Source organism: Pseudomonas sp. VD-NE ins (assembly GCF_031882575.1).
GTDB lineage: Bacteria > Pseudomonadota > Gammaproteobacteria > Pseudomonadales > Pseudomonadaceae > Aquipseudomonas > Aquipseudomonas fluorescens_BZ.
Map to the genome: position 1 here is coordinate 6119251 of NZ_CP134772.1, position 17609 is coordinate 6136859.

Annotated in this window: 12 protein-coding genes; 11 read left to right on the forward strand and 1 reads right to left on the reverse strand. The window is 60.1% G+C overall.

From position 1 onward, the window contains the following. Positions 1-166 precede the first annotated feature (166 nt). From RMV17_RS27350 to choV, 3 genes are all read left to right on the forward strand, one after another. Positions 167-1111, forward strand: coding sequence for a choline ABC transporter substrate-binding protein (locus RMV17_RS27350; protein WP_034153600.1), 945 nt, complete (start codon positions 167-169; stop codon positions 1109-1111). A 66-nt stretch (positions 1112-1177) separates the two neighbouring features. Further along, positions 1178-2023 (forward strand): choline ABC transporter permease subunit, encoded by an 846-nt coding sequence (choW, locus tag RMV17_RS27355; protein WP_007962645.1) that lies wholly within the window; start codon positions 1178-1180, stop codon positions 2021-2023. Next, a complete protein-coding gene (gene choV, locus RMV17_RS27360; protein WP_034153601.1) occupies positions 2020-3198 on the forward strand; it encodes a choline ABC transporter ATP-binding protein in 1179 nt (392 codons plus the stop codon). The genes choW and choV overlap by 4 nt, the downstream gene beginning before the upstream one ends. Positions 3199-3569: 371 nt before the next feature. Here the strand turns inward: choV and RMV17_RS27365 are convergent, their stop codons facing one another. After that, positions 3570-5510, reverse strand: coding sequence for a BCCT family transporter (locus RMV17_RS27365; protein ID WP_230669474.1), 1941 nt, complete (start codon positions 5508-5510; stop codon positions 3570-3572). 486 nt (positions 5511-5996) lie between these two features. Between RMV17_RS27365 and betI the strand changes: the two genes are divergently transcribed. The 8 genes from betI (at position 5997) to RMV17_RS27405 (ending at position 17472) form a co-directional block, all read left to right on the forward strand. Next, complete coding sequence (gene betI / locus RMV17_RS27370) at positions 5997-6590, forward strand: transcriptional regulator BetI (protein ID WP_034153602.1); 594 nt, start codon at positions 5997-5999, stop codon at positions 6588-6590. Between the two features lie 88 nt (positions 6591-6678). Continuing rightward, positions 6679-8151: a betaine-aldehyde dehydrogenase gene (gene betB, locus RMV17_RS27375; protein ID WP_077574839.1), complete on the forward strand. Its 1473-nt coding sequence runs from the start codon at positions 6679-6681 to the stop codon at positions 8149-8151. Positions 8152-8344: 193 nt separating this feature from the next. After that, complete coding sequence (gene betA / locus RMV17_RS27380; RefSeq protein ID WP_077574840.1) at positions 8345-10048, forward strand: choline dehydrogenase; 1704 nt, start codon at positions 8345-8347, stop codon at positions 10046-10048. A gap of 280 nt (positions 10049-10328) precedes the next feature. Further along, positions 10329-11771 carry a TldD/PmbA family protein gene (locus tag RMV17_RS27385; RefSeq protein ID WP_311883928.1) on the forward strand — a complete coding sequence of 481 codons (1443 nt, stop codon included), beginning with the start codon at positions 10329-10331 and terminating at the stop codon, positions 11769-11771. Continuing rightward, on the forward strand, positions 11771-13108 hold the full coding sequence (locus tag RMV17_RS27390; protein WP_311883930.1) for a TldD/PmbA family protein: 1338 nt from the start codon (positions 11771-11773) through the stop codon (positions 13106-13108). The genes RMV17_RS27385 and RMV17_RS27390 overlap by 1 nt, the downstream gene beginning before the upstream one ends. 139 nt (positions 13109-13247) lie before the next feature. Further along, complete coding sequence (mdtD, locus tag RMV17_RS27395) at positions 13248-14675, forward strand: multidrug transporter subunit MdtD (RefSeq protein ID WP_311883932.1); 1428 nt, start codon at positions 13248-13250, stop codon at positions 14673-14675. Between the two features lie 128 nt (positions 14676-14803). Then, positions 14804-16141 (forward strand): ATP-dependent RNA helicase DbpA, encoded by a 1338-nt coding sequence (gene dbpA / locus RMV17_RS27400; protein ID WP_230669476.1) that lies wholly within the window; start codon positions 14804-14806, stop codon positions 16139-16141. A 152-nt stretch (positions 16142-16293) separates the two neighbouring features. After that, positions 16294-17472, forward strand: coding sequence for an NAD(P)/FAD-dependent oxidoreductase (locus tag RMV17_RS27405; protein WP_150729903.1), 1179 nt, complete (start codon positions 16294-16296; stop codon positions 17470-17472). Positions 17473-17609: the final 137 nt, after the last annotated feature.

A 17609-nucleotide genomic window follows, 5' to 3' on the forward strand; every position in this document is an offset into this window, starting at 1 on the left:
TACGACCCCCCCTGTAGGCGTCAGATTTTCACTGGTACATGATCGTTATGACTCGATTGCAAGGCGCCGTGGTAGAGCTGTCTCCAGAACGCCATCCAACCGCAACCTATAAGTGCGGTGGTCCACAGTCGGAACACTGCCAAAAAAAACACCAAGGAGTCCATCCATGAAAGGTTCCCCGTCGTTGTTGTTGGCCGCCATGCTGAGTCTGCCGTTACTGGCGCAAGCTGCAGAACCGGCGCAATGCAGTACCGTTAACTTCTCCGATGTCGGCTGGACTGACATCACCGCGACCACCGCCACCACCTCCGTTGTCCTCAACGCCCTCGGCTACAAGACCAAGACCACCATGATCTCCGTGCCCGTGACCTACAAGTCGCTGGCCGACGGCAAGAACATGGACGTGTTCCTCGGCAACTGGATGCCGACCATGGAAAACGACATCAAGGCCTACCGCGACGCTGGCACCGTGGAAACCGTGCGCACCAACCTCAAGGGCGCCAAGTACACCCTCGCCGTGCCGCAAGCCCTGTATGACAAAGGTCTGCATGACTTCGCCGACATCGCCAAATTCAAGAAAGAGCTCGACGGCAAGATCTACGGCATCGAGCCTGGCAACGACGGCAACCGGCTGATCCAAAGCATGATCGACAAGGACGCCTTCGGCCTGAAAACCGCCGGTTTCAAAGTGGTTGAATCATCGGAAGCGGGCATGCTTTCGCAAGTTGATCGCGCGCAAAAACGCGACACCGCCGTAGTCTTCCTCGGCTGGGCGCCACACCCGATGAACAAGCGCTTCAAGATTCAATACCTGACCGGTGGCGATGATTTCTTCGGCCCCGATTTCGGTGCTGCGACCGTGGCGACCAACACCCGCAAGGGTTACGCCGAGGAATGCAGCAACGTCGGTCAGTTACTGAAGAACCTGGAGTTCAACGTCGACATGGAAAGCGAACTGATGGGCAACATCCTCGACGACAAGATGAAGCCTGACGCGGCCGCCAAGGCCTGGCTGAAAAAGAATCCACAAGTGCTCGATACCTGGCTCGCTGGCGTGACCACCATTGACGGTAAACCTGGCCTGGAGGCCGTGAAAGCCAAGCTTCAGTAATCGCTTATGCCGGGTGGGCTCGCCCACCCAGGCTGTTTATTTCCTCGCATGCGGACGTTCACTACCATGCTGATTGATCAGAAAATACCTCTAGGCCAGTACATCGCGGGCTTCGTTGAATGGTTGACGCAACACGGCGCCAGCACTTTCGACGCAATCGCCGTGACACTGGAAACGATGATCCACGGCGTGACGTTTGCGCTCACCTGGTTCAACCCTTTTGTCTTGATCGGCCTCATCGCCCTGCTCGCGCATTTCATCCAGCGCAAATGGGGATTGACCGTTTTCGTCATCGCTTCCTTTCTGCTGATCCTCAATCTGGGGTACTGGCAGGAAACCATGGAAACCCTCGCCCAGGTCATGTTCGCGACCCTGGTCTGCGTGGTCATCGGCGTGCCGTTGGGCATCGTCGCCGCGCACAAACCGATGTTCTACACTTTAATGCGTCCGGTACTCGATCTGATGCAGACCGTACCGACCTTCGTTTACCTCATTCCTACCCTGACCCTCTTCGGGCTGGGTGTGGTACCGGGCCTGATCTCCACGGTGGTGTTCGCCATCGCTGCGCCGATCCGCCTGACCTACCTGGGCATCCGCGATGTCCCGCAAGAACTGATGGACGCCGGCAAGGCCTTCGGCTGCTCGCGTCGCCAACTGCTCTCACGGATCGAACTGCCTCACGCCATGCCGAGCATCGCGGCCGGCATCACCCAGTGCATCATGCTGTCGTTGTCGATGGTGGTGATCGCCGCGCTGGTGGGCGCCGACGGACTCGGCAAACCGGTGGTCAACGCACTGAACACTGCTGATATCGCCTTGGGCTTCGAAGCGGGCCTGGCGATCGTACTGCTGGCGATCATGCTCGACCGTATCTGCAAACAACCCGACGCTAAAGTAGGGGGTGACGCATGAGCATAATTCGCTTCGAAGACGTCGACGTAATCTTCTCCAAAGACCCGCGCGAGGCGCTCAAGCTGCTGGATCAGGGCATGACCCGCAACGAGATCCTGAAGAAGACCGGACAGATCGTCGGCGTGGAAAAAGCCACGCTGGACATCAACAAGGGCGAGATCTGCGTGCTGATGGGCTTGTCCGGTTCGGGCAAGTCGAGCCTGCTGCGCTGCATCAACGGCCTCAACACCGTGAGCCGCGGCAAGCTGTTCGTCGAGCATGAAAACCGCCAGATCGACATCGCCTCCTGCACCCCGGCCGAGCTGAAAATGATGCGCACCAAACGCATCGCCATGGTGTTCCAGAAGTTCGCCCTGATGCCGTGGCTGACGGTACGCGAGAACATCAGTTTCGGTCTGGAAATGCAGGGTCGTCCGGAGAAGGAACGCAAGAAGCTGGTCGATGAAAAACTCGAACTGGTTGGCCTGACCCAATGGCGCAACAAGAAGCCTGACGAACTCTCCGGCGGCATGCAGCAGCGTGTCGGTCTGGCGCGGGCGCTGGCGATGGATGCCGACATTCTGTTGATGGACGAACCGTTCTCGGCGCTCGATCCGCTGATCCGTCAAGGCCTGCAGGATGAACTGCTGGAACTGCAACGCAAGCTGAGCAAGACCATTGTCTTTGTGAGTCACGACCTCGACGAGGCGCTGAAACTCGGTAGCCGCATCGCGATCATGAAGGACGGCCGGATCATCCAGTACAGCGTGCCGGAAGAGATCGTGCTGAACCCGGCGGACGACTATGTGCGTACGTTCGTGGCGCACACCAATCCGCTCAATGTGCTCTGCGGTCGCAGCCTGATGCGCACACTGGACAAGTGCAAACGCATCAACGGTTCGGTGTGCCTGGATCCGGGCGGCGATTCGTGGCTGGATCTGGCCGAAGGCAACACCATCAAAGGCGCGCGGCAGAATGGTTCGGTGCTGAACCTGCAGAACTGGGCACCGGGGCAAGCGGTGGAGGGCCTGGAGCGCAAGCCGACGCTGGTGGATTCGAACATTGGTATGCGCGATGCGCTGCAGATTCGTTATCAGACCGGCAACAAGCTGGTGCTGCACGATGACAATCACGTGGTGGGGATTCTGGGCGACAGTGAGCTGTATCACGCGCTGCTGGGCAAGAATCTCGGGTAATGCGCCAGGTGGGATAACAAAAAGGGATCGCGGTGAGCGATCCCTTTTTGTTGGGTCAGGGAAAAGCCCCTCACCCTAGCCCTCTCCCAGAGGGAGAGGGGACTGACCGGGGGATGCTGCAGATCTACACCGACCTGATCTTGCTTCACCGAATCCATAATCGACTCGATCTTTCAAGTCGGCGTATAGCGCAAGACACCTCGGTCAGCTCCCTCTCCCTCCGGGCGGTCCGACGTTGCGGGTGGGTTGGGGTGAGGGGGTTGTGGCTGGCATTGAAATATTGAGTCGAACTCAGGCATTGAAAAGCCCCCGATCTGCTCCCTTTCCCCCTCTCCCTTAGGGAGAGGGCTGGGGTGAGGGGGCTTTTGACTTTAGCTATACACCCGGCCAAGGAGCTGCCGATGGCTTTCAAACTGATCGAGCACATCGCGTGTGATCTGATCCTGCGTGAAGCCCATCAGGTCGTAATCCTGGCTGCCGTTGTGCAGATACACCTCGGCGCGATAGTAACGCTGGCGCGCTTCATCGGACTGCGCCGATTCGGTCGGGGTCGCCAGATAGCCGTCCAGGCTGACTTCGTAAACGAAAGGGTTGCCCTCTTCCATCTCGACGCGCACACCCATGCAGCGCTTGGATTTACCCAACAACGTCTGCACTTCCAGACCCTGCGCACGCATTTGCGCGGTGGCATCTTCCAGCGCCGGGCTGACCTGCTTGTCCATAAAGCGCTGCACCACCGATTGGCTCGGTTGCAGGTCCAGTTGCGTCAGACGCTCGCTGAAACCACGACGACCGCGCTCCGCCAGTTGCGCCTGCTCTTGTTCGATCTGCACGTCCTGGCGCATCGCCTTGTGCAGGCCGAACATGAAGAACACCAGCACCACCGAGAACGGCAGACCGGCCAGTACCACCATGGTTTGCATGGCTTCAAAGTTACCGGCGAACAGAAGACCGATGGTCACCAGGGTGATCACCACCGACCAGAAAATCCGCAGCCAGTGCGGCGCATCTTCGTCAACGTTGCCGCCCTTGCAGGACAGATTCGCCATCATCACCGCGCCGGAGTCGGCCGGGGTCAGGAACAGCACGAAGCCAACAAAGATCGACACACCGATGACGACTTTCGACGCCGGGTAATGTTCAAGCAATTGATAGATCGCCATCGACGGCTGTTCCAGCGCCGTCTTGCCGAGTTCCACCGCCCCATGGTTCATCACCAGGTCCAGTGCCGAGTTACCGAAGATCGACAGCCAGGCCAGGGTGAAGCCCAGCGGAATCAACAGCACGCCAGCCACCAGTTCACGCACAGTACGACCACGGGAAATACGCGCGATGAACATGCCTACGAATGGCGCCCAGGAAATCCACCACGCCCAGTAGAACAGGGTCCACAGGCCCATCCAGCGCTCGGACTTGGCGTTATCGCCTTCGTACACATAAAGGTCGAAGGTTTTCAGCACGATGCCATTGAGGTAGTCACCGATGTTCTGCACGAAGCCGTTGAGCAGGTGCAAAGTCGGGCCAAACAACAGCACGAAAATCAGCAGACCGCTGAACAACACGATGTTCAGGTTGGACAGACGACGGATGCCGTTTTCCACGCCGGACACGGCAGCGATGGTCGCCACGGTGCTCATCACGATGATCACGATCAACAGGTTGGTATTGCTGTGTTCCATGCCAAACAGGTTTTCCAGCCCCGACGACACTTGCAGCGAACCAATCCCCAGGTTGGTCACCAGCCCCAGCAGGGTCACGAACATGCCGAAGCCGTCCACCGCGTGACCGGCCGCGCCTTTGACCCAACGCTCGCCCACCAGTGGATACAGCGCCGAACGCAGCGCCAGCGGCTGGTTATGACGGTAAGCAAAGTACGCCACGGCCAAGCCGACCAGTGCATAGATCGCCCAGCCGTGCAGGCCCCAGTGCAGGAAGGTCAGTTGTACTGCCTGACGCGCAGCCATGTTGCTGGCCGATGCGCCTTCCGGCGGATTGAAGTAGTGATCCAGTGGCTCGGATGCGCCGAAGTACAACAGCGAAATACCGATACCCGACGAGAACAGCATCCCCGCCCAGGCGCCGTAACTGAAATCCGGGGTGTCGTCCTTGCTGCCCAGTTTGAGTTTGCCGTACGAGGAAAACGCCAGGCCCACCACAAACACCAGGTAGGCGGCGATGACCACCATGTAGTACCAGCCGAAGCTGCGCGACAACCAGGCCTGGGCGATACCCAACAGTCTGCCGGCCTCTTGCGGGGCGATAATCAGAATGGCGGTCAACAACAGAATCAGCGCGGTAGAGGTGTAAAACACCCAACCGTTGACCGTCACCTTCTCGGGCGGGGTCTTTATAAGCGAGGCAGAACTCATGGCACAAATGCTCCAGGCAGTGCGAGAGAAGAACACAAGGCAACACGGAACCCGACCAATCGGTTAGTTGGCAGCCGACCGGCGGGTGATATAAAGACATCCCGAAAAAAGCCCGAACCTGCCGAAATGGCGCTGCGAATCGCTTTCGTGGCCGAAGGTGGACGGACGTTCATCCGAAACCTGGCCCTGAGCGTCTTGCCCTTTCAACACGTCCATCGAATCGCGAGCCGCGCCATGCCCCATACAGGTTTCGAGCATTTTTGGATGTCGGATTTATCGCCACTTACATGTAGGAAAAATCTGTAGGCAGCGACGATTTGTCGCAGATCTTATTCTTTGTTGATTGAACGTTCAATCAAAACAAAATAGACTGGCCGTCAATCCGATAGGCGTCATTCGCCGCTCGGAAGGCCTAAGGAGATGTGCAAGATGCCCAAGGTCGGTATGCAACCCATCCGCCGCCAACAACTGATCGAAGCCACTTTGCAGGCGGTCGATCAGGTCGGAATGGGGGACGCCAGCATTGCGCTGATCGCCCGTTTGGCCGGTGTCTCGAATGGCATCATCAGTCATTACTTTCAGGACAAGAACGGCCTGATTGCCGCCACGATGCGGTATCTGATGACCGCCCTCAGCGAGAGCGTCACCGCGCGCCGTCAGGCGCTGGCAGATGACAGCCCACGGGCGCATCTGCAGGTGATCATCGAAGGCAACTTCGACGCCAGCCAGGTCAATGGCCCGGCAATGAAAACCTGGCTGGCCTTCTGGGCCACCAGCATGCACCAGCCGTCTTTGCACAGGTTGCAGCGGATCAACGATCACCGTCTGTATTCCAACCTGTGCTGCGAGTTCCGCCGTGTGTTGCCGCTCGAAGATGCGCGCACCGCCGCGCGTGGCCTGGCAGCGTTGATTGACGGCTTGTGGTTGCGCGGCGCTTTGTCGGGAGACGCTTTCGACACGGCGCAGGCGCAACAGATCGCTTACGAATACATGGATTTCCAATTGGCCAAGAAGGTGAGCTAGAGCACACAGAAAACGCTCGGCCCCTGAACGCCACCGCAGCCTCACCGCGGTGGTCAACGCCAACCACCAATGCACTTGCGAGGACACTATGGCCCGTTTCGAACTGCAAAAACTTTACATCGATGGCGCGTACTCCGACGCCGGCAGCGATGCCACCTTCGAAGCCATCAACCCGGCTAACGGTGAAGTCCTCGCACTGGTGCAACGTGCGACCAAGGAAGACGTCGAGCGCGCCGTGGTCAGCGCTGAGAAAGGCCAGAAAATCTGGGCCGCGATGACCGCCATGGAGCGTTCGCGCATCCTGCGTCGTGCCGTCGACATCCTGCGCGAGCGCAACGATGAACTGGCCGCGCTGGAAACCCTGGACACTGGTAAATCCTTCTCCGAAACCAAGTACGTCGACATCGTTACCGGTGCTGACGTGCTGGAATATTACGCAGGCCTGGTGCCAGCGATCGAAGGCGAGCAGATCCCGCTGCGTGACACTTCGTTCGTCTACACCCGTCGCGAGCCGCTGGGCGTGGTCGCCGGTATCGGCGCATGGAACTACCCGATCCAGATCGCCCTGTGGAAATCCGCTCCAGCCCTGGCGGCCGGTAACGCGATGATCTTCAAGCCAAGCGAAGTCACCTCGCTGACCACCCTGAAACTGGCCGAGATCTACACCGAAGCCGGCGTTCCAAACGGTGTGTTCAACGTCCTGACCGGCAGCGGCCGTGAAGTCGGCACTTGGCTGACCGAGCACCCGCGCATCGAAAAAATCTCCTTCACCGGCGGCACCGACACCGGCAAGAAGGTTATGGCCAGCGCATCGGCTTCGTCGCTGAAAGACGTGACCATGGAACTGGGTGGCAAATCCCCGCTGATCATCTGCGACGACGCCGACCTCGATCGCGCTGCCGACACCGCGATGATGGCCAACTTCTACAGCTCGGGTCAGGTCTGCACCAACGGCACTCGCGTGTTCGTTCCGGCGCACCTGAAAGCCGCTTTCGAAGCCAAGATCGTTGAACGCGTTGCACGCATCCGCGTCGGCAACCCGGAAGACGAAAACACCAACTTCGGCCCACTGGTCAGCTTCGCACACATGGAAAGCGTGCTGGGCTACATCGCCAAGGGTAAAGAGCAAGGCGCTCGCGTGCTGTGCGGCGGCGACCGTCTGACCGACGGCGAATTCGCCAAAGGCGCATTCGTCGCGCCGACCGTGTTCACCGATTGCACCGACGACATGACCATCGTTCGTGAAGAAATCTTTGGCCCAGTGATGGCGATCCTCTCCTACGAGACCGAAGAAGAAGTGATCCGCCGCGCCAACGACACCGACTTCGGCCTGGCCGCCGGTATCGTCACCAAAGACCTGAACCGCGCCCACCGCGTGATTCATCAACTGGAAGCCGGTATCTGCTGGATCAACGCCTGGGGCGAGTCCGACGCAAAAATGCCGGTCGGCGGTTACAAGCAGTCGGGTGTTGGCCGTGAGAACGGGATCAGCTCGCTGAACAACTTCACCCGCATCAAATCGGTACAGGTCGAGCTGGGCGATTACGTTTCGGTGTTCTAACCCGAGATTTGCATTGCCCGCGAAGGCCTCTTCGCGGGCAAGCCCGCTCCCACAGGTTTGGAGTTGTCCATCCAATTTGTGGCAGCCCCCAATCCCTGTGGGAGTTGCGGTTCGACGGCTCGACTTGCCAGCGATTCGAGTGCACAGCACTCGCCAAGGTCCGACCTGACCACTATCAAAGAGGGTGCATTCAATGTCCCAAGAATTCGATTACATCATCATCGGTGCCGGCTCGGCCGGTAACACACTTGCGACCCGTCTGACTGAAGACGCCGGCGTCACCGTTCTGCTGCTTGAAGCAGGCGGCCCGGACTACCGTTTCGACTTCCGCACGCAGATGCCGGCAGCACTGGCATTCCCGCTGCAAGGTCGTCGCTACAACTGGGCGTACGAAACCGATCCAGAGCCACACATGGACGGTCGCCGGATGGAATGCGGTCGCGGCAAAGGCCTCGGCGGTTCTTCGCTGATCAACGGCATGTGCTACATCCGTGGCAACGCGATGGACTACGACGGCTGGGCAAAACTGCCAGGCCTGGAAAACTGGTCGTACCTCGACTGCCTGCCGTACTTCCGCAAAGCCGAAACCCGCGACATCGGCCCGAACGACTACCACGGTGGTGAAGGCCCGGTCAGCGTGACCACGCCGAAGGCTGGCAACAACCCGCTGTTCCACGCCATGGTTGAGGCTGGCGTACAGGCCGGTTACCCGCGCACCGAAGACTTGAACGGTTACCAGCAGGAAGGTTTCGGCCCGATGGACCGCACCGTCACGCCGAACGGCCGTCGTGCTTCCACCGCGCGTGGCTACCTCGACGTCGCCAAGAAGCGTTCGACCCTGACCATCGTCACCCACGCCCTGACCGACAAGATTCTGTTTGAAGGCAAGCGTGCCGTTGGCGTGCGTTACCTGGTCGGCGACGCCGAAGAGCGTGTTGAAGCCAAAGCACGCAAAGAAGTGCTGCTGTGCTCCGGCGCCATCGCTTCGCCGCAGATTCTGCAGCGTTCCGGTGTCGGCCCTGCCGAACTGCTGAAGTCGCTCGATATTCCAGTGGTTCACGACCTGCCGGGCGTCGGTGAAAACCTGCAGGATCACCTTGAGCTGTACCTGCAATACGCTTGCACCCAGCCGGTTTCGCTGTACCCGTCGCTGCTCTGGTACAACCAGCCAGCCATCGGTGCCGAGTGGCTGTTCAACGGCACCGGCATCGGCGCCAGCAACCAGTTCGAAGCCGGCGGTTTCATCCGTTCGCGTCCGGAATTCGAATGGCCGAACATTCAGTACCACTTCCTGCCGGTGGCGATTAACTACAACGGCAGCAACGGTGTGAAAGAGCACGGTTTCCAGGCGCACATGGGTTCCATGCGTTCGCCAAGCCGGGGTCGCATCCAGGCCAAGTCGAAAGACCCGCGCCAGCACCCGAGCATCCTGTTCAACTACATGGCCACCGAGCAAGACTGGCAGGAATTCCGCGACGGCATCCGCCTGACCCGTGAAATCATGCAGCAGCCGGCACTCGACGCCTTCCGTGGCCGCGAAATCAGCCCGGGCATCGAAGTGCAAACCGATGAGCAGCTGGACAAGTTCATCCGCGAGCACGCCGAAACTGCGTTCCACCCGTCCTGCTCGTGCAAGATGGGCACCGACGAGATGGCTGTAGTGGATGGCGAAGGTCGCGTGCACGGCATGCAGAGCCTGCGTGTGGTCGATGCCTCGATCATGCCGATCATCACCACCGGTAACCTGAACGCGCCGACGATCATGATCGCCGAGAAAATCGCCGACAAGATCCGTGGCCGCCAGCCACTGCCGCGTAGCACCGCGCCGTACTACGTTGCGGGCGATGCGCCGGTAAAGGGCAAGCCGATGCGTGATATCACCCCGGCTGCTCAGTAAGACTTGATAGCGCATCAAGGCTAATCGCTGGCAAGCCAGCTCCCACAGGGTTTTGTGTCGTACACACATAATGTGTTCAGCAAAAAACCTGTGGGAGCCTGGCTTGCCAGCGATGGGGCCCTGAGATTCAGCACAAATTCCCTCGCTGCACAGTAAATCCCCCTACACCCCCTCTTCACTTGATCCTACCCCCACGCAGGCCTACTCTAGACCTCGCGCAACCGTTTCACCCCCTCCCCGCCGCTGCTCTACCGCTTCCCCCTGACAAGGAGGTTCCCGAATGTTCGATTTTCACCCCCAGCTCAAGCAGCGCTTCGCTGCCTTGCGCACGGGCGCTGAGTTTTTTTCCCTGCGATACGTACGCGAATCCGGCCAGTATCTGTCGGTGCGTAAAAACGTCGCCGAACCGCCGAGCCTGAGCCGCGACGAAGGGGCGATGCTCACCGCTCGCGTCAACGGCGTTGAAGCCTATGCCGCGACCAATGACTTGTCGCAACAAGGCCTGCAAGCCGCCCTCGAGCGCGCCGAACAGCAAGCCCGCCGGCTCAAGCCGCACGCCTTGCTCGACCTGCGCGATCAGCCGGTGTCCAGCGATCGCGCTGATTACTTTTCGCCCAATCTCGAACAAGCCTTTCCATCCCTGAGCGAATGCTTCGAGCTGCTCGGCGCGGAATCCGCTTCGGTACCAAAGGATGAGCGCCTGGTGAATTGGGAAGTGAGCATCGGCATTACCCACGTCGAACAGATCTACCTGAGCAGCGCCGGGGCTGAATTGCGCCAGGCCCAGCGCTTCATTTATCCAGGCCTCGACGTCACCGCTTATGACGGCAACGACAGCCAGACCCGCAGCCTCGGCCGCGAGAACTTCGGCCAACAGGGCGGCGCTGACGTGATCAGTCGCTGCGGTTTGATCGGCGCCGGCCCGCAAGTTGCCGATCAGGCGCTGCAACTGCTGCTCGCGCCGAACACTCCGCCAGGCCCGCGCGACCTGCTGTTGATGCCGGATCAGATGATGCTGCAGATCCACGAATCCATCGGCCACCCGCTGGAACTCGACCGCATCCTCGGTGATGAACGCAATTACGCCGGCACCAGTTTCGTCAAAGCCAGCGACTTCGGCAGCCTGCAATACGGTTCCAAATTGTTGAACGTGACGTTCGATCCGGGCATTCCCGAAGAACTGGCCAGTTATGGTCACGATGACGACGGCAGCAAGGCCAGCAAACAATTCCTGATTCGTGATGGTTTACTGCTGCGTCCATTGGGCGGGGCGCTGTCGCAGTTCCGCGCCGGTCTCGATGGCGTTGCCAACAGCCGCGCCTGTGGCTGGAACCGTCCGCCGATCGACCGCATGGCCAACCTCAATATCGAACCGGGCGATCAGCCGCTGAACAAGCTGATCGAAGGCATCGAGCACGGCATTCTGATGAGCACCAACCGTTCGTGGTCGATTGACGATGCGCGCAACAAATTCCAGTTCGGCTGTGAATGGGGCCAGTTGATCGAAAACGGTGAACTGAAAGGTGTGGTGAAAAACCCGAACTACCGGGCGATTTCCGCGCATTTCTGGAAAAGCCTGCGCGCCGTCGGCGACGCCAACACCGTCAAGGTGCTGGGCACGCCGAACTGCGGCAAAGGCGAACCGAACCAGGTGATCCGCGTCGGCCACGCTTCGCCGGCCTGCGTTTTCAGCAACGTTGATGTATTTGGGGGAGACGCCTGATGAGCATTTCGAAGAGTCAGTCCGACGCCTTCAAGGTCATGGTCAATTGGCTGCGCGACAGCGTGCGCGAGCCGGAACAGTTCACCCTCAGCTTTGCCGCCGAATCCTCGGCGTTCGTGCGGTTCAATCACGCCAAGGTGCGTCAGGCCGGGCAAGTGCAGCAGGCCAACATCGTTCTGAAACTGATCAACGACGGGCGTCATGCCGACCTGCAAGTCACCCTTTCCGGTGATCAGGAAGGCGATCTGCGACGCCTCGCCGAAGGCCTGCAACAACTGCGCGAAACCCTGCCGTTGCTGCCGCAGGATCCGTATCTGCTGCTCAATCACAACGGCTGGCAGAGCAAAAATGTGCAGGAGCATCCGCTGCCGGACACCGAACAGGTTGTCGATGAAATCTGCACTGCCGCTGAAGGTCTGGATCTGGTGGGCTTCTATGCGGCCGGCCCGATCAGCCGTGGTTTCGCCAGTTCGGCGGGGGCGTTCGGCTGGCATCAGGCCAACAGCTTCAACTTCGATTTCAGCCTGTTCCACGAGAACGGCGAAGCGGTGAAAGCCAGCTACGCCGGGCATGACTGGAGCAGCGAAGGTTTCGCCAAGCGCTTCGGCCAGGCCCGCGAGCAACTGGAATTTCTCGGTCGTCCGCTGCGCACGTTGGCACCGGGGCAATACCGCGCGTACCTGGCGCCAGCGGCGCTGGAAGAAATCATGGGCATGCTGAGCTGGGGCGGTTTTTCGGCGCAGTCGATTGCCAGCAAGAGCAGCCCGTTGCAGAAGCTGTATGTCGGCGATCAGGCGTTCAGTCCGCTGCTGTCGCTGGATGAAAAAGTCAGCGAATCGTTGAGCCCGGCGTTTTCCGGCGAAGGTTATCCGCGCAGTGATCTGCGCCTGATCGTCGAAGGCAAGGCCGGTGATCAACTGGTTGGCTCGCGCAGTGCAGCCGAATATGGTCTGACCGCCAACGGCGCCGGCGGTGGTGAAATGCCGAGTGCGTTGAACATGGCGGCGGGCGATCTGTCGCAAGCAGAAATCCTCAAGCAGTTGGGCACCGGGCTGTACATCAGCAACCTGTGGTACCTGAACTACTCGGATCAACCGGCCGCGCGCATGACCGGCATGACCCGTTTCGCGACCTTCTGGGTCGAGAACGGCGAGATCCAGGCGCCGGTCAGCACCATGCGCTTTGACGACAGCGCTTACAGCCTGCTCGGTTCGCAGTTGGAAGCGTTGACCGCCGAGCGTGAGTTGTTGCTGTCGGCGAGTACGTACAGCCAGCGCAATACCTCGTCGGCATTGCTGCCGGGGGCGTTAGTTAGCCGACTCACGCTAACCCTCTGACAGCGATCGTTCCCACGCTCTGCGTGGGAATGCAGCCCGGGACGCTCTGCGTCCCAGCCAAAAGCGGACGCGGAGCGTCCGTTGAGGCATTCCCACGCAGAGTGTGGGAACGATCATCAAACAGACAACAAGAGGTTCCATGCCCAACCGCCCGCCTCTCGACGCCATCACCGCCCGCTGGTTGCCGTGGGTCGTCGCTATCGCTTTCTTCATGCAGTCCCTCGACGGGACCATCCTCAACACCGCACTGCCGGCCATGGCTCGCGATCTGGCCGAAAATCCGTTACGTATGCAGGGCGTAATCATCGCCTACATGCTCACCGTAGCGCTGTTGATCCCGGCCTCAGGCTGGATCGCCGACCGCTTCGGCACCAAGAAAATCTTCTTCGGCGCGATCCTGCTGTTCAGCTTCGGCTCACTGCTCTGCGCCTTGTCGAGCAGTCTGAGCATGCTGATCGGCGCCCGCGTCATTCAAGGTCTGGGCGGTGCACTGATGCTGCCGGTCGGGCGGCTGGTGGTCCTGCGCGCCTATCCGCGATCGGAACTGGTGCGGATCATGGGCTTCATCACCATCCCCGGCCTGCTCGGCCCGCTGATCGGCCCGACCATGGGCGGCTGGATGGTCGAGTACCTGACGTGGCACTGGATCTTCCTGATCAACCTGCCGGTCGGCGTCATCGGTTGCTATGCGGTGTGGAAATTCATTCCCGACCTGCGCGGCACCGAGCGCACACGTTTCGATAGCCTCGGCTTCCTGCTGTTCGGCGCGGCGATGATCCTGATCACCATCGCCATGGAAGGCCTCGGCGAATTGCACCTGCCGCATCTGCGCGTGATGTTGCTGCTGTTCGGTGGCATGGCCTGTCTGGCGGCGTACTGGTTGCGCGCCGGGCACATCGAGAACCCGCTGTTCGCACCGTCGCTGTTCAAGACCCGCACGTTTGCCGTTGGTATTCTCGGCAACCTCTTCGCGCGTTTGGGCAGCGGCGCCTTGCCGTTTCTGGTGCCGTTGCTGCTGCAAGTGGCGCTGGGCTATTCGCCGTCACAAGCGGGGATGAGCATGCTGCCGCTGGCCGCTGCGGCGATGTTCGCCAAATGGATGGCGCGACCGCTGATCGAACGCTTCGGCTATCGAATCGTGCTGACCGGCAACACCCTGGCGCTGGGGATCATGCTGGCGAGCATGGGCCTGGTCAGCGAGCAGACGCCGTATTGGTTGTTGCTGTGTCTGCTGGCGATTCTCGGCGCGATCAACTCGCTGCAATTCACCGCGATGAACACGGTGACGCTGATCGATCTCGACGATGCGAGCGCCAGCAGCGGCAACAGCTTGCTCTCGGTGGTCGCGCAGTTGTCGCTGAGTCTTGGGGTGGCGTGCGCCGGTGCGTTGCTCGGCGGGTTTACGGCAGAAATCGGTAACGATGGCGTGGAAACCGTGCTCGGCGCCTTCCAGCTGACCTTCGTCACCGTCGGCATCATGGCTATGCTTGCCGCGACGATCTTCTCGCAACTGTCGAAAGAAGACGGTCGCCGCGCCAAGCGCCCGGAAGAACACATCGAACATTAACCACTGTTCGTCCAGAACTTTCGAAGAAAGTGGCACGGGGCTGCTACACTGCGCGACATTTTGTTTTGCAGGCCAGTCCCGTGACCACCATCGCCACCGCTTTTAATACTCTGCCGCTGTCCGCCGCCATGCTGGCTAACCTCGAATCCCTCGGTTATGCCCAGATGACGCCGATCCAGGCGCAGAGCTTGCCGGTGATCCTCAAGGGGATGGACCTGATCGCCCAGGCCAAGACCGGCAGCGGCAAGACCGCCGCGTTCGGCATCGGCCTGCTCAACCCGATCAACCCGCGCTACTTCGGTTGCCAGGCACTGGTGATCTGCCCGACGCGCGAGCTGGCCGACCAGGTCGCCAAGGAAATCCGTCGTCTGGCCCGTGCCGAAGACAACATCAAGGTCCTGACCCTGTGCGGCGGCGTGTCGTTCGGCCCGCAGATCGCTTCGCTGGAACACGGCGCGCACATCATCGTCGGCACCCCGGGTCGCATTCAGCAGCACCTGCGCAAGGGTTCGCTGGTCCTCGACGGCCTGAACACGCTGATCCTCGACGAAGCCGACCGCATGCTCGACATGGGCTTCTACGACGCCATCGAAGACATCATCGTCAAGACTCCGGAGCGTCGTCAGACCCTGCTGTTCTCCGCGACTTACCCGGTGGGCATCAAGCAACTGGCCTCGAAATTCATGCGTGATCCGCAAACGGTGAAAGCCGAGGCGTTTCACGATGACACGCAGATCGAGCAGCGCTTCTACGAGATTTCCCCGGAAGATCGCATGAGCGCAGTGACCAAAGTCCTGCACCACTTCCGCCCGGCGTCGTGCGTGGCGTTCTGCTTCACCAAGCAGCAAGTGCAGGAAACCGTTGATCACCTGACCGCCAAAGGCATTTCCGCTGTCGGCCTGCACGGCGATCTGGAACAGCGTGATCGCGATCAGGTGCTGGCGATGTTCGCCAACCGCAGTACGTCGGTACTGGTCGCCACCGACGTCGCCGCCCGTGGTCTGGACATCGATGCGCTGGACATGGTGATCAACGTCGAACTGGCGCGCGATTCGGAAATCCACATTCACCGCGTCGGCCGTACCGGTCGTGCCGGCGAGAAAGGCATCGCGATCAGCCTGGTTGCTCCGGGTGAAGCGCACCGCGCGCAAGCCATTGAGCAGCTGCAGAAGTCGCCGCTGAACTGGGATCAGGTCGATAACCTCAAGTCCCAAGGCCTCGCCCCGCTGCAACCGCCGATGACCACGCTGTGCATCGGTGCTGGCCGTAAAGACAAGGTTCGTCCGGGCGACATTCTGGGTGCTTTGACTGGCGATGCCGGCATTCCCGGTGCGCAGGTGGGCAAGATCGCCATCTTCGACTTCCAGGCTTATGTAGCCGTGGACCGCACCGTGGCCATGCAGGCCTTGCAGCGTCTGAACGACGGCAAGATCAAGGGCCGTTCGTTGCGCGTCCGTATTTTGTAAACGATCTTCGCTCCAAAGAAGATCCCTGTGGGAGCGAGCCTGCTCGCGAATGCAATCTGTCAGTCGACATTCATGTTGAATGACACACCGCTTTCGCGAGCAGGCTCGCTCCCACAGTTTGTTTTGTAGCGACCCACCATGAGGACACCGTTTTGCGCTCTACCGAAGTCGTGATCATTGGCGCTGGCGCCGCTGGGTTGATGTGTGCACTGACCGCCGCCGGGCGTGGGCGTCAGGTGTTGCTGCTCGACCACGCGAACAAGGCCGGCAAGAAAATCCTGATGTCGGGCGGTGGCCGCTGCAACTTCACCAACATGTACACCGAGCCGAGCAATTTCCTCTCGCAGAACCCGCATTTCTGCAAATCCGCGCTGGCGCGCTACACCCAGTGGGATTTCATCGGCATGGTCGGCAAACACGCCGTGCCCTACCACGAGAAAAAACTCGGCCAGTTGTTTTGCGATAACAAATCCAGCGACATCCTCGAAATGCTCCTGACCGAATGCGATCAGGTCGGCGTCGAACTGCACCTAGACACGTCGATTCAAACGATTGAGAAAGTCGAGAGCGGTTACCTGCTCGACACCACACTCGGACAGGTTCAGTGCCAGTCGCTGGTGATCGCTACCGGCGGATTGTCGATCCCGACGCTGGGCGCCACCGGTTTCGGTTACCAAGTGGCCAAGCAGTTCGGCCACGAATTGCTGCCGACCCGTGCCGGGCTGGTGCCATTCACCATCACCGATCAGCTCAAGGAACTCTGCACCGAGCTGTCCGGAACGTCGGTGGATTGTCTGGTCAGCTGCAACGATCAGAGCTTTCGCGAGAACATCCTGTTCACTCACCGAGGCCTCAGCGGCCCGGCGATTTTGCAGATTTCCTCGTTCTGGGAATCCGGCGACACCGTGGAGATCAACCTGCTGCCGGATCACGACGCGGCGAGCTGGCTGCAACAGCAAGTGGCCGAGCGCCCGAACAGCGAGCTGAAAACCCTGCTCGGTGAAATTTTCACCAAGAAGATGGCCAATCTGCTGGCGGACAACTGGTTTGTGTCCAAGCCGATGAAGCAGTACACCCACGCCGAACTGGCGGAAATTGCCGAGAAGCTGGGCAGCTGGAAAGTGGTGCCGGCCGGCACCGAAGGTTATCGCACGGCCGAGGTAACGCTCGGTGGCGTCGATACCCGCGAGGTGTCGTCCAAGACCATGGAATCGCTGAAAAGCCCGGGCCTGTACTTTATCGGTGAAGTCCTCGATGTCACCGGCCACCTGGGCGGTTTCAACTTCCAGTGGGCCTGGGCCTCCGGCTACGCCGCCGCGCAGTACGCCTGATCCCATTCTTTCGAATGTGAAATGCAATCCCTGTGGGAGCTGGCTTGCCAGCGATGAGGCCGGTACATCCAACATCAATGTTGAATGTCAGACCGCCATCGCTGGCAAGTCGAATCGTCGCACCGCAGCTCCCACAA

Excerpts from the sequence above, each read along its gene's own strand:
- RMV17_RS27350 (WP_034153600.1), top strand. The coding sequence starts at position 167 with ATGAAAGGTTCCCCGTCGTTGTTGTTGGCCGCCATGCTGAGTCTGCCG.
- choW (WP_007962645.1), top strand. The coding sequence starts at position 1,178 with ATGCTGATTGATCAGAAAATACCTCTAGGCCAGTACATCGCGGGCTTC.
- choV (WP_034153601.1), top strand. The coding sequence starts at position 2,020 with ATGAGCATAATTCGCTTCGAAGACGTCGACGTAATCTTCTCCAAAGAC.
- betI (WP_034153602.1), top strand. The coding sequence starts at position 5,997 with ATGCCCAAGGTCGGTATGCAACCCATCCGCCGCCAACAACTGATCGAA.
- betB (WP_077574839.1), top strand. The coding sequence starts at position 6,679 with ATGGCCCGTTTCGAACTGCAAAAACTTTACATCGATGGCGCGTACTCC.
- betA (WP_077574840.1), top strand. The coding sequence starts at position 8,345 with ATGTCCCAAGAATTCGATTACATCATCATCGGTGCCGGCTCGGCCGGT.
- RMV17_RS27385 (WP_311883928.1), top strand. The coding sequence starts at position 10,329 with ATGTTCGATTTTCACCCCCAGCTCAAGCAGCGCTTCGCTGCCTTGCGC.
- RMV17_RS27390 (WP_311883930.1), top strand. The coding sequence starts at position 11,771 with ATGAGCATTTCGAAGAGTCAGTCCGACGCCTTCAAGGTCATGGTCAAT.
- mdtD (WP_311883932.1), top strand. The coding sequence starts at position 13,248 with ATGCCCAACCGCCCGCCTCTCGACGCCATCACCGCCCGCTGGTTGCCG.
- dbpA (WP_230669476.1), top strand. The coding sequence starts at position 14,804 with ATGCTGGCTAACCTCGAATCCCTCGGTTATGCCCAGATGACGCCGATC.